This window comes from Ferrimonas pelagia, assembly GCF_039543565.1.
Lineage (GTDB): Bacteria > Pseudomonadota > Gammaproteobacteria > Enterobacterales > Shewanellaceae > Ferrimonas > Ferrimonas pelagia.
The window spans coordinates 92,044-112,490 of sequence record NZ_BAABJZ010000015.1 but is presented as its reverse complement, the minus strand read 5'-3'; the positions used below and the strand labels follow the sequence as shown (position 1 = coordinate 112,490).

Annotated in this window: 16 protein-coding genes; 9 read left to right on the top strand and 7 right to left on the bottom strand. The window is 57.2% G+C overall.

The genetic code is table 11. The features are described 5' to 3' along the window. The first annotated feature begins 479 nt into the window (after window positions 1-479). The 4 genes from ABEA08_RS06220 to ABEA08_RS06205 all read left to right on the top strand — a co-directional run bounded on the left by ABEA08_RS06220 (window position 480) and on the right by ABEA08_RS06205 (window position 5,393). Window positions 480-1,853, top strand: coding sequence for a serine hydrolase domain-containing protein (locus ABEA08_RS06220; protein WP_345334355.1), 1,374 nt, complete (start codon window positions 480-482; stop codon window positions 1,851-1,853). A gap of 495 nt (window positions 1,854-2,348) precedes the next feature. Beyond that, entirely contained in the window at window positions 2,349-3,239 is an 891-nt protein-coding gene (locus ABEA08_RS06215) for a LysR family transcriptional regulator (protein ID WP_345334361.1), read from the top strand. A gap of 125 nt (window positions 3,240-3,364) precedes the next feature. Continuing rightward, on the top strand, window positions 3,365-4,258 hold the full coding sequence (locus ABEA08_RS06210) for a LysR family transcriptional regulator (RefSeq protein WP_345334353.1): 894 nt from the start codon (window positions 3,365-3,367) through the stop codon (window positions 4,256-4,258). 97 nt (window positions 4,259-4,355) lie between these two features. Continuing rightward, window positions 4,356-5,393, top strand: a complete 1,038-nt coding sequence (locus ABEA08_RS06205; RefSeq protein WP_345334351.1) for a linear amide C-N hydrolase — start codon at window positions 4,356-4,358, stop codon at window positions 5,391-5,393. Between the two features lie 408 nt (window positions 5,394-5,801). On the opposite strand, the gene ABEA08_RS06200 is transcribed toward ABEA08_RS06205, so the two are convergent. The 4 genes from ABEA08_RS06200 to ABEA08_RS06185 form a co-directional block, all read right to left on the bottom strand. After that, on the bottom strand, window positions 5,802-6,791 hold the full coding sequence (locus tag ABEA08_RS06200) for a helix-turn-helix transcriptional regulator (RefSeq protein ID WP_345334349.1): 990 nt from the start codon (window positions 6,789-6,791) through the stop codon (window positions 5,802-5,804). Window positions 6,792-6,863: 72 nt separating this feature from the next. Next, the gene (locus ABEA08_RS06195) at window positions 6,864-7,616 is read right to left on the bottom strand and encodes a hypothetical protein (RefSeq protein WP_345334347.1); all 753 of its coding nucleotides are present in this window, start codon (window positions 7,614-7,616) and stop codon (window positions 6,864-6,866) included. A gap of 729 nt (window positions 7,617-8,345) precedes the next feature. Then, window positions 8,346-9,899 (bottom strand): sulfatase family protein, encoded by a 1,554-nt coding sequence (locus tag ABEA08_RS06190; protein ID WP_345334345.1) that lies wholly within the window; start codon window positions 9,897-9,899, stop codon window positions 8,346-8,348. 67 nt (window positions 9,900-9,966) lie between these two features. After that, window positions 9,967-12,633: an alpha-L-fucosidase gene (locus ABEA08_RS06185; protein WP_345334343.1), complete on the bottom strand. Its 2,667-nt coding sequence runs from the start codon at window positions 12,631-12,633 to the stop codon at window positions 9,967-9,969. A gap of 244 nt (window positions 12,634-12,877) precedes the next feature. Here ABEA08_RS06185 and ABEA08_RS06180 point away from each other — a divergent pair, with 244 nt between their 5' ends. The 4 genes from ABEA08_RS06180 (at window position 12,878) to ABEA08_RS06165 (ending at window position 17,223) form a co-directional block, all read left to right on the top strand. Continuing rightward, window positions 12,878-14,464: a M28 family metallopeptidase gene (locus ABEA08_RS06180; protein ID WP_345334341.1), complete on the top strand. Its 1,587-nt coding sequence runs from the start codon at window positions 12,878-12,880 to the stop codon at window positions 14,462-14,464. A 226-nt stretch (window positions 14,465-14,690) separates the two neighbouring features. Then, window positions 14,691-16,355, top strand: a complete 1,665-nt coding sequence (gene asnB / locus ABEA08_RS06175) for an asparagine synthase B (RefSeq protein WP_345334339.1) — start codon at window positions 14,691-14,693, stop codon at window positions 16,353-16,355. 80 nt (window positions 16,356-16,435) lie between these two features. After that, window positions 16,436-16,663 carry a hypothetical protein gene (locus tag ABEA08_RS06170; protein ID WP_345334337.1) on the top strand — a complete coding sequence of 76 codons (228 nt, stop codon included), beginning with the start codon at window positions 16,436-16,438 and terminating at the stop codon, window positions 16,661-16,663. Between the two features lie 299 nt (window positions 16,664-16,962). After that, entirely contained in the window at window positions 16,963-17,223 is a 261-nt protein-coding gene (locus ABEA08_RS06165; RefSeq protein ID WP_345334335.1) for a DUF5062 family protein, read from the top strand. A 44-nt stretch (window positions 17,224-17,267) separates the two neighbouring features. Here the strand turns inward: ABEA08_RS06165 and ybaK are convergent, their stop codons facing one another. Next, window positions 17,268-17,738 carry a Cys-tRNA(Pro) deacylase gene (gene ybaK / locus ABEA08_RS06160; RefSeq protein ID WP_345334333.1) on the bottom strand — a complete coding sequence of 157 codons (471 nt, stop codon included), beginning with the start codon at window positions 17,736-17,738 and terminating at the stop codon, window positions 17,268-17,270. A 108-nt stretch (window positions 17,739-17,846) separates the two neighbouring features. Then, a complete protein-coding gene (locus ABEA08_RS06155) occupies window positions 17,847-18,611 on the bottom strand; it encodes a DeoR family transcriptional regulator (RefSeq protein WP_345334331.1) in 765 nt (254 codons plus the stop codon). A 305-nt stretch (window positions 18,612-18,916) separates the two neighbouring features. Here ABEA08_RS06155 and ABEA08_RS06150 point away from each other — a divergent pair, with 305 nt between their 5' ends. After that, entirely contained in the window at window positions 18,917-19,525 is a 609-nt protein-coding gene (locus ABEA08_RS06150; RefSeq protein ID WP_345334329.1) for a LysE family translocator, read from the top strand. 59 nt (window positions 19,526-19,584) lie between these two features. On the opposite strand, the gene cysE is transcribed toward ABEA08_RS06150, so the two are convergent. Further along, on the bottom strand, window positions 19,585-20,370 hold the full coding sequence (gene cysE / locus ABEA08_RS06145) for a serine O-acetyltransferase (RefSeq protein ID WP_345334327.1): 786 nt from the start codon (window positions 20,368-20,370) through the stop codon (window positions 19,585-19,587). Between the last annotated feature and the right edge of the window lie 77 nt (window positions 20,371-20,447).

The window sequence follows — 20,447 nt, the reverse complement described above, 5'->3', positions numbered from 1 at the left end:
GCATCATGGGGCTCGGCTTCCTTGTCGAACTTTTCTTTTTGGCGATTGATCAGATCGCACAATGGAAGCCGAGTTCCCTCCAAATCTGAGAACTCAGTGATCTACATTTCGGAACAGTTATTTAGCCTCATCTGGCTGACCGGCTCATAGGAAGTAAGCTCCCAAGTGCTGTCATTGGGCGAGCCTCGCTCCCCCCTTACCCCCGTTGAACTCTGCGCAAGCGAGCTGGGCTCACAATCTAAGACGCGACCGCTGCCCGTTCGTCTGTTGCTCATGGCCATCAACCGACATAGAAACAACAAAGCAAACAAACGTCTGCACCGGCTTTAGAGCCTCAACGCAGAGTCCATCCAGAGTGTTTTGTCAGTCACAGCACTTGTCGTGTATTCCCCTACAAAGTTGCGTTGTACCGGAAAACCGGCCCGATAGACTCATGGACATGGCGTGATGAGCCTGACGCAATTTGTAGAGGAAGAACGATGAGTAAAAGATTCAACATCAAGGCACTGACACTGGCAGTTATGTCGTTTACTGGCACCGCCGCACTGGCTGCGGTTCCGGCCGATCACCCACTGGCGAAGTTTTTGGCGGCACCCGGTGCCCAGCTGACCATGCCGGTCACCCAGGCCAAACAGGGGTTTGACGCGGATTTTATCCAAGGGGCCTACGACAGCTTCGAAAGCTTCCACGCCCAGATGGGTGGCGATCATACCCTCTATTACCTGACCAACTGGTCATCGGTGATGCGCACTGATCTGATCAATCCTCACCCAGAGCAGAAGATCCTCAAGCGCAATCTCAAAGCCGAGATCGGCGAGATCCTGGTGGAGACTGACAGCAAGGGGCCGATGAGCCTGAACGACTATGTGGTGGATCCCATCTTCCGCAGTCAGGGCGTGATGATGATCCACAAGGGTGAGGTGGTGTACGAATCCTACCCGGGCATGAGCCCAACCGACATGCATATCTGGATGTCCTCCGCCAAGACGCTGACCGGCCTGGTGATGGCGATGCTGATTGAAGAGGGCAAAATCGACGTCAATGCTCCAGCTAGCCAGTACGCTAAAGCCCTTAAGGGCACGGCATGGGATCAACCCACGGTGCTGAACCTGCTCAACCACACCGCCGGTCTGGATCACGAAGAGACCAACTCGTCGATCCTGGATCCCGACGGCGTCTTTGTCCGCTTCGTCGGTAGCACCGTCACCTCGACCGACACCGCCATCGAGCGCCCCCACTGGCTCGACGCGTTGCGCGACGTCCAACCGCTGCAAGATGAACAGCCAGGCGAGCGTCTGCGCTACTCCTCCCTCAACACCCATGTGCTGGGGATGATCATCCAGGAGGTGACCGGCAAGCGGGTATCCGACGTGGTTGAACAGCGCATTTGGGGCAAGCTCGGCGCGCGCATGCCACTGGCGATGCACCTGTCCCAGGACGGTACGCCGCTCAATATGGGGCTCGCCTCCTCAACACTGGAAGACTTCGCCAAGTTCGCGGCGATGTACACCCCAAGCTGGAACAAGGTGGCCCATGAGCAAGTGGTGACCCCAGCCCTGCTGGAGCAGATCCGCGCCTCCGGTGACGCCACCGCCTTTGTCGGCGGTGCCAAAGAGGGTCAGGCCATCGCCATTTCCGGTGAGAAGCCGGTGAAGGCGGGCTACCAGTTTGACTGGTTCTATGAGGATGGCGCCATGTACAAGCACGGCAATACCGGCCAGGGGATCTACATCGATCCCGAACGTGACTTTGCTGCGGTCTACTTCTCCGCCGTCTCCTACATCCCGCCTTATGGCGAGATCAAGATCCCGGCCTACTTCCGCCAAGCGGCAGAGCTCCTGAACCAAAAATAAGCGCTGACGGCCAGGCATAAGGATCGCCCCTGGCTATAAGCCGTGCTTGGCAGAGAGACAAAGGCTCTATCGCAAGGGGTTGTTGGCGAGCCAATATGCAGATTTTGATGACAAACCTCGATGACCCACCCGTTTTTCGCCGACTTTGAGTCGCCAGAGCGGAATGGATTGAGTCAAGGCCGAGGGCCAAGGATGGCCGGAGCGGTGCGCGGAGGCAGGACGCCGACTCGCACCGGTGCCGCAGAATCAGGCCATGGGAGCGAGGATTTTGCGACGATGGAGGCCGGGAGAGTCCTTCAGAGGGCCTGCCCTCTTTGGCTGCCGCCGCCAGCGCGGCATCGGACTTGATTGATGCGTAAAGTCATCACTTGAAAGCAAATTACACATTCAACAACAGATTGGGACAGTGGCAAACAAAGGCGTCAAGCGCACAGCTTGGCGCCTTTTTGTTTCAGCGTTAGAATGATTTACTCCCTAACTCGACCAATCCAGTTGATGATATCGATAGAGCAGATCCACGCCTTTACCCTGGTGTTTCAACATGGCTCCTACAGTGCCGCCGCCCGCGCGACCGACAAGGAGCGCAGTACCATCCGAGAGCATGTGATGACACTGGAGGACACCATCGGCGTCGCCCTGTTTACCATCGAAGGACGCAAAGCCACGCCGACCCCCGCGGCCCACAAGCTCTATCCAAGGGCCGCCAATGTCACCAAACAGGTGCAGGATTTTTCACTGGCCGCCTTCTCCCTGCTGGATCGGCCACTGGATGCCCTGACCCTCTACTACGACGCCATGATCCCGCCAGCCTGGCTTGCCGAAGCCACGGCGGCGATCAAACAACACTACCCCAGACTCACCGTCCATCTGGTGATGGCCAGCCGCAACGACGCCTACCAGGCCATCGAGTCCGGCGCCTGTCAGCTTGCCCTGATGGCGGCAGAGAACAGTCCGCGCACCAAGGCTCGGCTGCAATCCCGCTATCTGGGCAGCATGGCGATGGCCAGCTACTGCCACCCGGAATCGCCGTTGGCCTCTCGGCAGGCGGTCACCATGGATGAGCTGCGACTGTTGTCACAACTGCAGCTGCAAACCACCTCCCCCGGCGAGCTGGCCAGCATGGTATTGGGCAATGCAGTGCAGCGTGTCGCCACGCTGGAGTTGGCGATCGAGTGTCTGAAACAGGAAGGCTGGATCCTGCTGACCAACGCCACCGCCGCCCCCAAGGTGGCCGCAGGACAGCTGCACAAGGTTGCGGTCAGCGATGCGCAGCGAGATTACCGCCAGGGCCTTTGCCTGTTCTTCGCGCTGGGGGACGAACTCAACGATGAGATCGCCACTGCCCTGGCGATCCTGAACCGACAGGCAGACAGTCTGGTGATCTGAGTGCGCCCCGGCCCGATGGCGCTGCACGCATCACGCCAATTGCGAAGCCCTGGCAACCGCAGCGAACGTCAACGGAACATCAAATAAACATCTGAGTTGAATACACAACTCAAGGAGTATCGGCCATGTTTTCCTACGAGCTTCTGGTGGCGTTTTGCGCCACCTACGAAGAGAAGAGCTTCAGTGCCGCAGGCAGGAAGCTGCACAAAGACCGAACCACCATCCGCGAGCAGGTGCGGGCCATTGAGGACACCTATGATGTCTCGTTGTTCGAGATCGTCGGTAAACGCGCGCAACCGACCGCAGCGGCCGACCATATCTATGCCCAATCCAAGCACCTGCTGCACAGTACCGAAAAGCTCACCCGTTCATTTGAGCTGCTGTTCAATGAGGCCTTATTGGAGTTAACCCTTTACCACGATGGGTTTTTACCCCGGTCGCTGGCCATCAAGATAGAGCAGGCGATCACGGCACACTCCCCCAACGTCAGGACCAACTGGCTACTGGGTGAAAGAGAGGCGGTGTTTGCGCAGCTGCAGAGCAGTCCCAATGCCATCGCCTTTATGCCCCATAACAACGCCAGCTACTTCCCCCCAAAGGAGATCGCCTTCCGTCATGTGGGCTATAGCGAGATGGGGTTTTACGCCGGCAGTGGCAGTGACTTGCGCAACCTGCCACGACTGTCCATCGAAGATCTCGCCGCCGAAAAGCAATACGTCTGTGAAGACTACGTCCGCTTTGCCCCAGCGCTGTTTCGGCTCTCACCGCAACATCATCTGATCAGCGATCCCGACATGCTGATCGAGATGGTGAAACACAGTGGCTGGACCGTCATCCATCGTGATCTGGCCCAGCCCCATGTGAAGAACGGCACACTCCATGAACTGAAGGTCGACGAGATCGCCAACTCCCCTTCACTCGGGCTATCGCTGTTTTACCCCCACAAGCTAAAGGAGAACGCCCTGATCGATCGGATCCGAACGTGCGCCGAGCAGCATTTTCAGTCACGGGGGTATTGATGGGGATTATCGTTCATTGTGCAGTGTGATTGGCTGGTTTTGTGGGGCATGCTTAGGGGCAATCACCGAACAACTCCAAGAGCGAGAATCGATCACCATGAAACCCAACCTGTTAAAAAGCATGATCTGCGGCGTCTTCGCCGTTGGCGTCACCACCGCTGCTGACGCCTGCACCCGAGTGTTCTGGGATACCCAAGAACACGGCACCTTCGTCAGCCGCACCATGGACTGGCTGGAGCCCACCGGCGTTACCCTGATCAACTACCCGAAAGGCACCAGCTACAAAGCCAACCTGGGCGGCGACTACACCTATGACGCCAAGTACGATGTCACCGGCCTGCTGACCTATGGCGCCCTCGCCAACGCCACCAACAGCGCAGGTCTCAGTGGTAACGTTCTGTTTGATAACAATATGGTTGTGAAGGACGGCAAGCAGCCCAGCGATGTAGGCGTGATCCACTACCTACAACACCTGATCTCTCAGTTTGCCGACGTCGCTGAAGCGGTTGAGTACATTCAAGCCAACCCGGGCGTGACCGAGACCATCCCGGGTGTCGATATGGCGCTGAACATCCACTTCAGCCTGCAGGATATCTCCGGCGATTCCGCCGTCATCGAATTCCGCGACGGCGAGTCCAAGATCTGGCACGGTCCGCAGTACAACGTGATGACCAACCAGCCGGACTTCGATGTGCATCTGGCCAGCCTGGACCGCGCTCAGCGTGGCTGGGGCGAGAAAGAAACTCAAGGCCTCTACACCAACCTGCACACCGGCGGCAACATCAACCCGGAAGACCGTTTCATCCACGCCTCCTACTACGTGAGCCACCTGAGCGAGCCAAGTAGCGTGATGAACGGCCTGATCAAACTCAATGGCGTTCCTGTCATTGTTCCCCACGATGCGCCGAACCGCGTTGTTAACGGCGTCATGACCGGTTATGCCTCCGAGTACAACGTCACCGAGCACCTGCAATCCGGCCAGACCCTGTTTAACTACCAGTGGGGCGATGTGATCTCCCAACTGCACTACAACGTCAACAAGATCCGCGAGTCCGGCAAGCAAGTCAGCTTCCGTCTGGATCAGCCTGGCCTGGCCGGCGACATCACCCAGTTGGTCATTGACTCTGCTCAGTAAGCGCGCTTCATCCCAATGGATTCGCTAACGGCATTTGGCCACAAGCGATCCAACAAAAAGGCTTTTGAGCTCACGCTCAAAAGCCTTTTTTACTGTGCTCCCACGGACGGTTGCGTCCCAATACCCAAATACCCAAATACCCAAGTCTGAGGCTAGCGCTTTTATTACGCCGCTGATGGCGGTGCCAAACACGTGCGGGCAAGCAGACTGAGAGCCTGATGGACCTATTTCCACGTAAACGCAACATCAACCCGGATGCAACGCCACGGTTGCCGGTATGCAGAGGGATCCGCGCAGATGATCTCCACACAAAAGACTAGCCCTCGCCAACGCGACTCGGGCACCAGCGCCCACAACCGAAATGCCGCCGCCCTGCCCTTTGATAGGGAGAGACACTGCCATAACGATTTACTTAGCAAACAGCTGCAGACCCTCGGTGGGGCTGTACCCGGTCCAGCGTTTAAAGGCGCGGGAAAAACTGCTCAGATCCGAAAAGCCAAGCTGGTAGGCGATGTCGGTTAAATTATTTTGCCCCAGCGACAGGGCCACCATTGCCCGCTCCAAACGATGCTCATCAAGCAACCTTCGAAAGCTGGTTTTCTGCACCGCTAAGCGCCGGTTGAGTGTACGAACGCTGATGCCAATTTGCCCCGCGATACGCCCTGAATCCACGCCAGTCAGATCCGCTTGCCTAAACAACGCCGTATGCACCTTCACCACCATGTTGTGCTGTTCCAACAACGCCAATTGCTCGCGCAAGAGACTCTTACTGTTGCTGTGGATGGCCTCATTGCTTTGAGGTAAGGGTCGCTCTAACTGGCTCGGGCAAAAGCACAATTTGCGCAGCCGGCTGTCCGTTTGGATCCGACATTGCAGTGTCCGCTCTGCCACACTCAGTTGATTGGAGGCATAAGGCCATGGCCCGATCATCACCTCAAGGGAGCAGCCGCCGCTGGCTTTTTGAAACAGGCGGATCAATGTCGCGAGATAGAGGGTGGCGCCGACCGTAGACACCGGCGTATCGCCACGTTCCCAAAGATGATCAAACACCCAAAGCTCGGCACCGCCCGACTGGGTTTGGTGCAGATGGAGCCGCAGCGGAACGCAAAGGATCGCCGAGAAGTGAGCCGCAACCTCCAACGCTTGTTGCAACGATGGCGCCGTCCAAATCGCCAGACTGTAGGCATCGAATATCAACGGGTCGACACGCTCGGTGGCCTTGAGTAACGCCGCCAGTTCTCTGTTCTGCTCGGGCAGAGCAAACAGCTGGTCGCGCAGGGCACGGAGATCCTTTGCCACCTCACCAAGTGCCAGCAAACGGGACCAGCCAGCATGGATGCGATAATCCCTTTCGGTGACAACGTCGCTGTCGACGTTAATAAGATTGGATTTTGACATATCGCTATAGGGTAAAGAAAAAAGGTGGCTAAGCCACCTTTGTTCCATTGCTTTTACGAACGTTGGTCCGAATTAGAAGAACCACTTATAACCAATTTCGAGGGTCAGATCACCTTCGTCATTGAAACCGTTGATGGTCTCACTCTTGTGGGAGATCTTGGTCATCAACCACTGGGTGCGGCCTTTGTTGATCGGGGCACTGATGAAGCCGTTGTAGGTCATGGTGTCGATGTTCAGGGTATCGCCAGACAAACTCAGGAACTCAGGGGAAAACTGGATAAAGGCACCCTGGCCGCCGATGGGCAGGGTGGCGTACAGGTTCGCGGCGTAACCATCCACGTCTTCCCCACCCATAGAGCCGGTGGCATAGGCCAGATTCGGGAACAGCATCAGTTTGCCGCCGGTGAATTTCGGGTTGATCAGGCCGATGGCTCCGAACGCCGCGATCTTGCTGTCTTTTGCGCCAACATTGCTGTAATGCATGAAGTCGGTGCTAAAGCCGATCCGAGGCATCACGCCGTTGTTGATGCCGTGTACCTGGAAGTACTGGGCACGGCCATTGAGGTAATCCATACCGAATTCGTCTTCATTTTTACGATCGCCCCAGTAGGCTTCGACAAAGCCCGCGAACTGGATATCGTCAGTCCAGGCGCCGGTCGCCATAGTAGAAGTACGAATGTTGGCGTCAGAAGTCACAAACACCGCGGCCTGGGTATAAACACGAGTCAGATCGGACGGATCGATCAGTGCTTCTTCTTTGGCTTCTTCAGCCTGAGCCATGGACAGTGGGGCGGCCAATGCAGCCAGTAACATCAATCGTTTCAAAATCATTTCCTTTGTAGCAGCAGGCCTTGAACTCGCAACCTCACGGTCACACATTCATCTGCCCACACGGAATAATCCAACACTATCATTGGTTTATATTTGCTTTAGTGGGGTATGATGCTACTCGAAATGCACAAACAAGCTTGCCCCTGTACGCCAATCGTTTTCCCACACGCGCCACACCCGTGTTCTGTGACAACGACAGGAAAAGCGCTCCAAAAAGAGTGTTCAAACCAACGAAACAGTTCCGTGGGTTGCAGGAGGAGCGGGTCCCATGAGCTGCTAAATGGCTGATCCTAAATATGCTCCATTTGGGTGGGAATTCAGAGCTCACACGGCCCATTGGCTCAGAGGGATGAGTTCCGAGTTCCTAGGGGAGAAGCGTTGCTAAAGGCATACCGACCTCCAGGTCCTGTGGCTCTGGCTTTTGCTCTTAGGAACTCGCAATGCGTTTTAACTAGGAACTTGAGTTGCTCGGTGTCAGTGCCCCTTTGCTAAGTGCTGCTGGCCCCAAACCGAGGGTTCAACGCGGGTAAAGTCTGGATGTCGCACAATTCGGAACCGTTATTTAGGGATCACGCAGAAGCCTTGGGGTAGGAGCCCAAAGTGGAGAGCATGAAAAAGCCAGCTGTCGGAACAGCTGGCTTGGCCCACAAAGGATCGACCGATCTCAAAACACCAGGTCAACCTTTGAAGATGGCAGCGGCCCGGTAAGCCGCAGTCATTCAATTAGCGCGTGACGCTGCGCCCTTCATCGATATAGCTTTGCAGCAGAGCCTTCATCTGCTCAACCCGCTCAGGATGCTGCTGATATTGATTGTCTTTCTGAGCCAGATCCTCACGCAGATTGTACAAGTGGCCTGCTGTGCTTTCGTCATCCGCTTCGGTGCCGGACAGCTGCCAGTAAACCTTAGGCACCTGAGGATTGTGACTGCCAGTATGGTGGTCGATCAACAACCAATCCCCCTGACGGATGGCGTAAACGCCAGGCCAGGTGTTCTGTACCGTGCCTTTGCGCAGCTGGGCATCGCCCAGTTCACCGGTAAGCAACGGCAGCAGATCATAGCTGTCCAGTGCCGCATCCTCGGGTAACTTGGTACCGATCAGGCCCGCCATGGTTGCCATAATATCGACATGGCTGATGGTCTGATCCCTCACCTGCTCGGCGTTAAGCTGAGCGGGCCAACGAATGATCATTGGCACCCGGTGGCCCCCCTCCCACAGATCGCGCTTCATGCCGCGCAGACCGCCAGAGCTGTCGTGACCGGTCTTGTGCCAGCGCTGCACCATGTACTTCTCGGCACCGTTGTCGGAGGAGAAGATCACAATGGTGTTGTCCGCCAGCCCTTGTGCTTCGAGGGTGTCCAGCAACTGACCGATCACGTGATCCGTCTGATAAACAAAGTCACCGTAAGCACCGGCTTGGGTTTTGCCATCAAACTCATCGTTGGGAATGATCGGCGCATGGGGGGACGGCAGGGAGAAGTACATAAAGAACGGCTGTTCGCCATCCTGCTGCTTGAGGTACTCCACCCCTTTCTCTGCCAGGGTCGGCAGCACGGTGTAGGGATCCCAATCCGCCACGCTTGGGCCTTTGCGGGCTTCCCAGCGACCCTCTTTCGGCGGAGTTTTGTCGAAGTCCATCTGCTGAGTGGGTACGCCGATCACTCGGTCGTTTTCAAACCAGGTGTAGGGCGGGAAGTTGATGACATCGTCGCCGAAGTAATAGTCGAATCCCAGATCCACCGGGCCACCGGGAATGCGCTGACGCCAGTCAAACGCATCGGCCGGATAGTAGCGATCGCGTCCCTCGCCGATCTCCTCGGCACCGGGTTGCTTGATCGCGTCCCAATCCCAGCCCAGATGCCACTTACCAAAGGCGGCGGTATGGTAGCCCGCCTGTTGCAGCATCAGCGGCAGGGTGTACTCACCCGGATTGAAATAGGAGGGATCGAAGCTGCCGACGATGCCATGGTTGCGGCGCCAGTGGTAGTTGCCGGTCAGCAGGGCATAGCGGCTGGGGGTGCACACGGCCGAGGAGGCGTGGGCATCGGTAAAGCGGATCCCCTCACGGGCCAGTTGATCCAGATTGGGCGTAGTCAGCTTGGCTTGGGGATTCTGAATGGCCAGATCACCGTAGCCCAGATCATCGGCGTAGATGATCAGCAGGTTGGGCATGGCACGCTGCGCCATTGGAGCGGCATTCTCTTGCTGGGGCACGCCGCAGCCAGCCAGCAGCAGCGAGCTACCGGCAGCCAAGGATAAAGAACGTCCTAGTGTCATTGTTCTACTCGTTCGTTTTGTTCACAAAGAAGCCGCCCGAAGGCGGCTTAAGGGAATTGCGGGGGACTTACTGAGTCATCTCAACCCGGCGCACGGAGAAGTTGCCGCGCTGCTCGCTAAACTCGAAGCGCCACAGGCGAGCGGCCTTATCGACGCTGAAGCCTTCATTGGCCTTAAGCACTGGTAGGGTCGCCAGCGTCTGCCACTGGCCTTTCGCGTCCTGATAACGGACGGTCAGGGTCAACTGCTCCAGCAGCTTGGCATTACGCTTGGGCGCAGTGATCTCGGTGGTGATGGTCTTGATGTTGACCGCCTCACCTTGATCGATCTCAAACCAGCGCTGCTTCACCTTTTTGATGTTCGGACGCCAGCGGGTTTCCGAGTTGCCGTCCAGTACCTTATCGGCAAAGTAAGCCTGCGGGTGCTGCCCATTGTCCACATGACTGTAGGCGGCCCGGGCGATAGGGAACTGGGTGCTCAGCTGCTGCCCTTCGGCCTGAGCGGCAGCAAAGAAGTTGGCTTCGTACAGCTCGATGCCGTAGAAATCCATGGTGTCCTTGGCGGTCACTTCCATGCGGATCGGCGTGGCTCCGGATTCGCTCAGGTTAAGCTGACCCAGGTGGATATCCAGCGGCTCGACGAAGGCACCTGTGGCCGGTAGGGTAAAATCGTAGCGCTGCTCACCTACATAGATCGCTAGCTGCTGCGCCTGCTCGCTTTGATAACGGATCACCGCATCGAAGTGGCCGGCCTGACGGGTGATGGTCGACATCCAATTGAAGGTCTCTTTTTGACCCTCCAGCAGATGCCGGGCACCCCGACGTACCTCTGACTGACCGGCGTAGTCAGCGCTCAGGGCATTTAGGGTGATGTTGCCATCGGGACGCTGCAGCGCGTCCGGCAGGTGCTTGACCGTCAACTCGGAGAAGTGCAACTCGCCGCTGTCCTCAGTCGGGATCAGACTCAGGGTTTGCTCGCCCCCTTTGAGCACCTCCAGCTCACCGACGATCACCGGGGTGCGGTGCTTACGGCCCATGCGCAGATCGGCAGTCGCTGGCAGGAACAACTCAGTCTGGTACTCACCCAGACTCAACGCCATCTGCGCGTCTTCGAGATTGCCATGCAGCATCTCGATGGCGTAACGGCCCGGCTCATTGAAATCGACGCTCCAGGTTGCAGGCCCTTGGTCAGCGGTCCAGTTCGACAGACTGTTGTCCCAGGATTCATAGACGGCACCATCATATTGGGAGTCCAGCGCGCGCAGGATCATGCCCTCGGCGGTCATCACGCCGCCCACTTCGAAGATATCCAGCTCGCCTTTGACTTCCAGCACCACGGTGCTGCTGTGTGGATCCGGCGCGTCACCGCCCACGGCGATGGTGACGCCTTTGTCGTCACGGTTAACGGTTAACGCGCTGCGTTTGTCGTCCGCCAACAGGTAGGCACTGAGCTTATCGTTGCCCACACCCAACACGCGCAGCTCGCCATCGGATGGCCAGTCGTAAACGTGCAGGTACAGCGTGGTGCCTTCATCATGTTTGCGCTGGGTCACTGCGCCATTGAACGCCTGTTGGAACAGGAATGGGGTGGCTTCGGTGCCGTGAATGGCTTCGCCGTTGACGTCCATCCACAGGCCGATCTCATGCAGTCGGTCGATGGAGGCCTGCGGGAAGCTGCCATCCGGCTTCGGCCCGATGTTGAGCAGGTAGTTACCGCCCTTGGCGACCACACCGGTGAGGTTGTGGATCAAGGTGGTGGTGCTCTTCCAGTCGTGATCCGAGACGCGCCAACCCCAAGTGTGGTTCATGGTCATGCAGCTTTCCCAGTAGCTGTCCAGCTGTGGCACCGCCGGGATGGACTGCTCGTGGGTGTCGAAGTCGCCGAAATCGATGGCGTTATTCCGACCGGTCAGGCGACCGTTGGAGACGATGTGCGGCTGGTTACCCCAAAGAATGTCCGCCAGCTGCTGACCCTGATCATCGGTGATGCTCTTAGGCATGTCCCACCAGAAGATATCCAGATCGCCGTAGCGGGTGGTCAGCTCTTCCACCTGAGGGCGGGCGATCTCGGCATGGTACTGCTCCAGCCGCTCGGGCCAGGTGGACTTGTCCGGGCCGTACTCGGTGTAGCTCTTGTCCCAATGCACGCCCCCTTCGTCGCCCTGGTTACCCCAGTCCAGCGACTGCGAATAATAGAAGCCAAAACGCAGCCCGGCATCGGTCGCCGCGTCCTTCAGCGGCCCGAGCAAGTCTTTGCCCCAAGGCGTGTCTTTCACGCCCCAGTCGGAGGTCGGGGTATCCCACAGCGCCCAGCCGTCATGGTGCTTGGCAGTGATCACCATGTAGGTCATGCCCGCCTGCTCGGCCATCTCGGCCCAGGCCTTAGGATCGTAATTGACCGGGTTGAACTGGTTGCCCATCTCGATGTATTCATCGGCAGGAATGCGGCCGTTGTTCCAGATCCACTCGGCGTAGCGTGGGGTGTCGTTGCCCTGGTACTGGCCCTCCCACATGGCGTAAACACCCCAGTGGATGAACATGCCAAACTTGGCATCGCGGAACCAGCCCATGCGCTCGTCACGGGTGGCACTAAGATCGACGCCACCTGCCATCAGCGCGGCGTTGGCCGCCGAGTCCATCGCCGGAGTCGCCAAAGCGGCTCCGGGGATCGCCAAGGCGCCGAGAATACAGCCGGTCAGCAGCGACTGGCGGGGAAAGAAAACCGTTTTGGGCACCATCAACTCCATTGCATTTGTTATTTTTTTCCCGCCAATCGGTGGGGCGGCATAACGTATCATCGGAGCCACGGCTTTGGCGTGAGGCAGCACCGATCACGGCTTGAATTTACGAATTTTTACCCGCGAGCGAAGAGAGGGTTCGTAGATATGAACGCTAACAATTTGTTTAGGTTTAGAGATTTATGCCCGGCTACGACTGAGGCACACTGTGCAAGATACAATTAACCAAAGAAGATCAACAATGAAATGGATTTTACTTCTGCTGTTCCCCTTACTCAGCGCCTGCGTACCCCTTTCCCAACCCAATGCCCCTTCGCCTTTTAATGAGGCCCAACTGAGAGCCGACATCCAAGAGCTGGCGTCTGATCGCTATCAAGGCCGGCTTCCGACCACCGAAGGTGAGGATCTGACATTGGATTATCTGGAGCGGCGTTTTCGTCAGATCGGTCTGCAACCCGGCAATGGCGACAGCTACCGCCAAGCCGTGCCGATGAAACGGTTCCATACCCAGAGTGCCAACCTGTCCCTGGGTGAGCACACCTACCGCTACCTGTTTGATATGGTGCTCAACAGCTTTGCCGACCAAGCCGAAGTTACCGTAGAGTCGTCAGATGTGGTCTTCGTCGGTTACGGGATCAACGCGCCGGAATATGGCTGGAACGATTACGCCCAGCTCGATGTGACCGGCAAAACCGTGGTGATCCTGGTCAATGATCCGGGCTACGCCAGCGCCGATCCCGCCCTGTTTAAGGGGGGTACCATGACCTATTACGGCCGCTGGGACTATAAATTCGCTGAAGCCGGCCGGCAGGGCGCCGCCGCCGCCCTCATCATCCATGACACCAAACCCGCGTCCTACCCTTGGCTGGTGGTGCAAAACAGCTGGACCGGGCCACAGCTGGATATGGCGGACAGCCGCGATCCGCACCCTTTGTTGGAAGGCTGGCTCAGCCAGACAGCCGCCAAACGCCTGTTTGCCCAAGCGGGGCTAGATCTGCTTGCCCTCGCGGAACGCGCCCAGCAAGGCCCTACCGCCGTGAGCCTGAATATCAAGGCCAACGCCCGCATTGAACAGACCATCGAACACGCGACCAGCCACAATATGGTGGCGCTGCTCCCAGGCTCCCAGTCCGCCAATGAGGAGGTGCTCTACACGGCGCACTGGGACCACATCGGCGCTCAGAGCGATAAGATCTACAACGGCGCCATGGATAACGCCACCGGTATCGCGGCGCTATTGGCGCTCGCCGAACGCTTTGCCAGCGGCACGCCGCCACAGCGCTCCATCCGTTTTCTCGCCGTCACCGGTGAAGAGCAGGGGTTGCTGGGCAGCCGATACTACGCCGCCAACCCCATCGTCCCGCTTGAGCACGTCGCCGGACTGTTTAATATCGACAGCACCAACGTCTATGGCAAAACCCGAGACTACACCTTAGTCGGCCAAGGCCAATCCGAGCTCGAGACCCTACTGGTGGTCGCCGCGCAGCGGCAGGGGCGCACCATTGCCCCAGAGTCCAATCCCGGAGCTGGCGGTTACTATCGCTCCGATCATTTTAGCTTTGTGCAAAAAGGCGTGCCCTCGGTGTATGCGCGCGGCGGGCAAACCCCTTGGGACCAAGAAACCGCCGATTACAAGGCGCAGCTACGCCAACTCCAGAAAGGTTGCTATCACAATACCTGCGATATCTACCGCCCTGAATGGGATATGACCGGCAGCCTACAAGATATCCAGGTGTACTTTGAAGCCGGCCAAGCCTTAGCCAACAGCGCGTATTGGCCGGGCTTTCTGCCCGCCAGTGAGTTCCACTCACTTCGCCCTGCGCAATAAACCTCAACCCCCTCCACCTCGGGCCGCACATTTTGCGGCCCTTGGCTTGAGTTTTTCTCCGCTGGCGACCTCACGAAGCGTCGAGTTTTCCCGGTGCATAACCAGTTTACCTCACGTCATAATCGATCCAGCCTTCCAGCTCGGTAAGGGGTTGGTTTCCACCGATCGCCATGGCAGTCTGCACTTCACCCCCCCTAACAATCATAAGGTCCAAGGAGTTGTCCCTATGTGCGGGATCTTTGCCATATTAGAGCTCAAATCCGATCCAGCGCTGCTGCGCCAGTCGGCCCTGCAGCTCAGTAAAACACTGCGTCACCGTGGTCCGGACTGGTCCGGGATCTACGCCGACGATCACGCCATTCTGGCCCATGAGCGCCTGGCCATCGTCGATATCGATAACGGTGCCCAGCCCCTTTACAGCCCGGACGGCAATCTGGTCTTGGCGGTCAATGGTGAGATCTACAATCATCGCGAGCTACGGGAAGAGCTCAGCATTGGTTATCAGTTCCAGACCGGCTCAGACTGTGAAGTGATCCTCGCGCTCTACAATAAGTACGGCGTGGACTTCCTGGACAAGCTCAACGGCATTTTTGCCTTTGTATTGTGGGACAAGGTGAATCAGCGCTATCTGGTTGGCCGCGATCACATGGGGATCATCCCGCTCTATCAAGGCCGAGACGAGGCTGGCAACCTCTATTTTGCCTCGGAGATGAAGGCACTGGTTCCAGCGTGCAATCACATCGAAGAGTTCCTGCCGGGCAAATATCTGGATTCGCACAAAGGCAACCCCATCCACTATTACACCCGGGACTGGGAGCACTACGGTGAGGTGCAGGATAACGATGCCAACCGCGACGAGCTGCGCCAGGCGCTGGAAGCCGCGGTGAAACGCCAATTGATGTGTGATGTGCCTTATGGCGTATTGCTGTCCGGGGGCTTAGACTCCTCCATCACCTCCGCGTTGGCTAAAAAATTCTCAGCCCGTCGAATCGAAGAGGACGAGTCCAGCGCCGCTTGGTGGCCCCAGCTGCACAGCTTTGCGATTGGTTTGGAGGACGCGCCGGATCTCAAGGCCGCCGCTGACGTGGCGACGCACTTGGGCACCGTGCATCACGAACTGACTTTCACGGTGCAGGAAGGGATCGATGCGCTGCGGGATGTGATCTACCACATCGAAACCTATGATGTGACCACCATCCGTGCCTCTACCCCCATGTATCTGATGGCGCGCATGATCAAGGCCATGGGCATTAAGATGGTGCTGTCCGGCGAAGGCGCCGATGAGATCTTCGGTGGCTATCTCTACTTCCACAAGGCCCCCAACGCCAAGGAGTTCCACGAGGAAACCGTACGTAAGCTGTCTAAGCTGCATCTGTTTGACTGCCTACGTGCCAACAAATCCATGGCCGCCTTCGGGGTCGAAGGTCGTGTGCCCTTCCTCGATAAAGAGTTTTTGGATGTGGCGATGCGCCTCAACCCGGAAGCCAAGATGATCAAAGAGGGCCGCATCGAGAAGCAGATCCTGCGTGAGTCGTTTGCTCACTATCTGCCTGAATCCGTCGCCTGGCGTCAGAAAGAGCAGTTCAGTGACGGCGTTGGTTACAGCTGGATCGATCAGCTCAAGGAATACGCCGACACCCAGGTGAGCGACAGCGAGCTGGAAAATGCCCACTTTAAATTCCCGCACAATACGCCGGACACCAAAGAGGCTTACTTCTATCGCCGCCTGTTTGCTGAGCAGTTCCCGCAGCCCAGTGCGGCCGAGTGTGTGCCCGGCGGCAAGTCGGTCGCCTGCTCCACCCCGGAAGCGCTAGCTTGGGATGAAAGTCTGTCTGCGGTTACCGATCCTTCCGGCCGCGCCGTACTGTCGGTTCACCAAGACAGCTATTAATCAGTCGTTAATCCGTCTTAAACCCGCCATCTGGCGGGTTTTTTGTACCCGTTTCCTAGCTGAACTCTGATACCAAAGGCATGACCAACGAAGCCCTGACCTGTGTTGGCGTTGTCTGCAATGAGATCCGTAGTGAAGCCTTTGTGCGCCTGCCCAAGGCACAACCGCAGGTGCTGACTCAAGCCCGGTCCTCCTGCAACAACGGCAGCGATCTGACGGTCAACAACCGCACCGCCGTCGGTTCCAATAACCTTGGTTTCGATTGCCGAAACCGGCACCAAAGTGGATCAGTTTTCGAGTGGAGTTGACAGGTAAAACGCGACGGTGAGTTGGTGCAGTTTCTGCAAAATGAAGAGGCAGAACCGCAAGACAAAACTGTGCAGTTCGACGGCCAGTCTCACGCCATCCGCCTGCCGGCACACAGCCCGAGCGCAGTCAGCCTTACGCTTTCATCACGACATCAAGCTGCATATTTCAAAGCCCGGTGAGTTCCCCTCGTCAGGCTTTGTTATTTCTGCCTGGCGACGCACGAAATTGTCGAATCCAGGGCTGGAAATTATCCCCCGATCCCCTATGGTGGTAGGCAAATGTCCACAGGAAGGCGCGCATGAAAAAGCTGAAAAACGAAAAAGAGTTACTGAAGAAAGCCTTACAAGTGGGGCAAGATTACGCCGTCAAGCGCGGCTACAAAACCTTTGGCCCGACCGACTCTGCCGATCAAAAGGCCGAGTGCATCTACCGCCTGCTGGTCAATGACAAGCTGCTGACGCCTCTGCCTGCCGATCAAGAAAACGGCCTACATATGCGTCAGCGCCTCGCCAAGTGGATCGCTGGAAAGCTGCCGGCCGATCATCCACTGCTTAAATAGGCTCAGTAAGCCTCTGTGAGCTCCCGCCTCGCGGACATCATGGCTCAGTCCCGCCCGATAGCGGCCAACTGTCCGCGACTCAAGCGCAGCAGATCGGCTGGGGTTAACTCTATCTCCAAACCACGCCGCCCGGCGGAGACATAGATGGTATCAAACCGCTCGGCGCTGCTGTCCAGCACCAACGATAGCCGCTTTTTCTGCCCGAGCGGGCTGATCCCCCCAACCACATACCCGGTGGCCTTTTCGGCCGCCGTCGGATCCGCCATGGTGAGCCTCTTTGCCTTTACCGCCTTGGCCAAGGCTTTCAGATCCAGTTTCCCCGCAACCGGTACCACCGCGACAAACAGCTGTCCTGCCTCATCGGCCGCCAGCAGAGTCTTAAACACCCGGGCTGGATCCTGCCCCAGAACGTGTGCAGCCTCCTCACCATAGGAAGCCGCGTTGGCATCATGGCGATATTGATGCACCTGAAACGCGATCTTGGCCTTTTTAGCGGCATTAATTGCTGGCGTCATAGACCCTCTCTAAATCCACAAAACTTGAGTGCGCTAGCATCCCAAGTCTCGGTATTGCACGGCTCAAGGCGCTTCGATAACCCAGAGTCATCCTTCGGACGTCTCGGCTTAACGCTCGATGCGGATCACCTCAATGTCTTGCTGTGCCAGCTGCTCAGCATAAGGCTCAGGCAGACCATTGTCGGTTAACATGCGATCGAAGGCTTCGTTTGGCAGCGCCAGGAAGGTGCCCGTTTTGCCGTACTTGCTCGAGTCACACACCAATACGACTTCGCGCGAGACCTCAGCAACCTTCTGCTTCACCACGACTTTGTCTTCACTTGGGCTGGAAATGCCTCGATTGTCCCAACAAGCGGTGGCAATAAAGGCGACATCGATATTCAGCTGACGCAAGAAGGACTTGGCCTGCTGACCGACGCAGGAGTTATTACGCCTGTCGACCTTACCGCCGGTATGGTAGATCTCGCAGCGACCGTGCTCGGCCATGTACGCCGTGATAAAGAAATCATTGGTCACCAACAAAATGTCATCCCGGTCGACCAACTGCTTGGCCACCTCCATCATGGTTGAGCCAGCATCAAGGTAAACCGTGGATCGCTCTGGGATCATCTCTTTGGCTTTCTGCCCCAGCGCTTGTTTAACGTTGATGTTGTGGGTTTTCGTGGTCTTCAGCGTCATCTCTTCCCGCACGGTTTCCGTACGCTGAACCCCGCCGGCAACGGAAAACACCCGACCTTTCGACTCCAGTTTGGCAATGTCCCGCCGCACCGTCATATGGGAAACACCGAGCTTCTCGGTCAATTCACCTATGGTGCAGATCTCACGAGACTCCAGCATTTTTAGAATGATTCGTTGTCGTTCCGCAGGGATCATAACTCTAACCTTGTGTGCGTGGTAATTAGGTCATACCTTTCAAATAAGACTGAGGATTTTACCGAGCCTGAAGGACAGTGAACAGTCCTTTCACAAAAAACCACAGCCTTATTGAGCGCTATTTGTTCACTTATGTTATCGCCATCACTGGGGAAAATGGCTTTGCTTATCAGTCTAGTTCAGAATTTTCGCCACTCTGACCTGCATCCAGCAAACCCGAAGCGAACTGACCGCATCAGCCCCGCTTTTTCCTCCGCGATCATTCGGTTATCCTTTTGTCCCCGATGATATTTGAGTAGTTCAACATGACCTTCACCCTTTGGCTCTCCCTCGCCACCATCTGTACCTTAGGCGCCATGAGTCCAGGTCCCTCTCTGGCACTGGTGATCCGCAACACCGTACGAGGCGGGATCCAGCAGGGCATGGCCACCGCCATCGGTCATGGTCTGGGGATCGCCCTATACGCCCTGCTGGTCGCCATGGGCCTGGGTCTGATGATCACTCAAACCCCTTGGCTGTTTGAAGCGATCCGCTATCTGGGTGCCACCTTCCTGGTGTACCTGGCCTGGCAGGCGATAAAGCCCAAGCCCGCAACGACGTCATCAAACGACGAAGCCAGTTATGGCCGCTATCACGGCTTCAGCGGCGGCTTCCTAGTGGCCTTTCTCAACCCCAAGATCGCCATCTTCTTTATCGCCCTGTTCAGTCAGTTTGTCCGTGCCGACGCGGGTTGGACGGAAAAGGTGATCATGATGGCCACCGCCGGCGGGATCGACGCCCTTTGGTATTGCTTGGTGGCTGCTGGGGTAGCGCGGACCCCGCTGATGGGCTGGCTGCAACACAATACCTTGTGGTTGGATCGGGCAACGGCGCTGATCCTGATCGTGTTGGCGATCCGAGTCGTCTGGATCTAGTTGCCCCACAAAGCGCAAAACGCCGCGCGATCGCGCGGCGTTTTAGCACACAATCCGATTCAGATCCCGTCGCTGAGGAAGTTTTGATCCATGGTCTCGCACGGCTGATCGCAGGCCGGTTTCCCGACCACCCTAGCCGGGATCCCAACCACAGTCACATGCGCGGCAACCGGATTCAGCACCACGGAATTGGCGCCGATCCGAGCGCCCTCGCCGACCTCAATATTCCCCAGCACCTTGGCACCGGCGCCGATCATCACACCCGAGCGGATCTTCGGGTGACGATCGCCCTCTTCGTTCCCCGTCCCGCCCAACGTCACCGACTGCAAGATCGACACGTTGTCTTCGATCACCGCCGTCTCACCCACCACGATCCCGGTAGCATGATCAAACATCACGCCCTTGCCAATGCTGGCGGCGGGATGGATATCGACACCATAGACCTCTGAGTTGCGGCTCTGTAAAAACAACGCCAACGCCTCACGGCCATTGTTCCACAAAAAGTGGGCCAAACGATGGACCTGAATGGACTGAAACCCTTTGAGGTGCAGCAAGATGGTCAGCTGGGTTTTGATCGCCGGATCGCGCTGAAACACCGCTTCGAGATCGAACGCGGCATGGTCAATGATGGCTTGATCCTTGGCGTACGCCTCTTCCAGCAATTCACGCAGCACCACAGCCGACATCACCTCATCCGCCACCTTATTCGACAGAATAAAGCTCAAGGCCGAGCCCAGGCTACGGTGACTTAAGATACAGGTATGGACATAACTGGTGAGCAGTGGCTCATTCTGGGTCACAAACTCAGCTTCTCGTCGCAGTTGCTCCCAGATCTGCTTTTTCATTGCTCAATTCTCCAATACGCTCAATGGCGTAATGGTACGCCAAAGTGACAACCAGTTTGCAGCTTTTCTTAATGAAA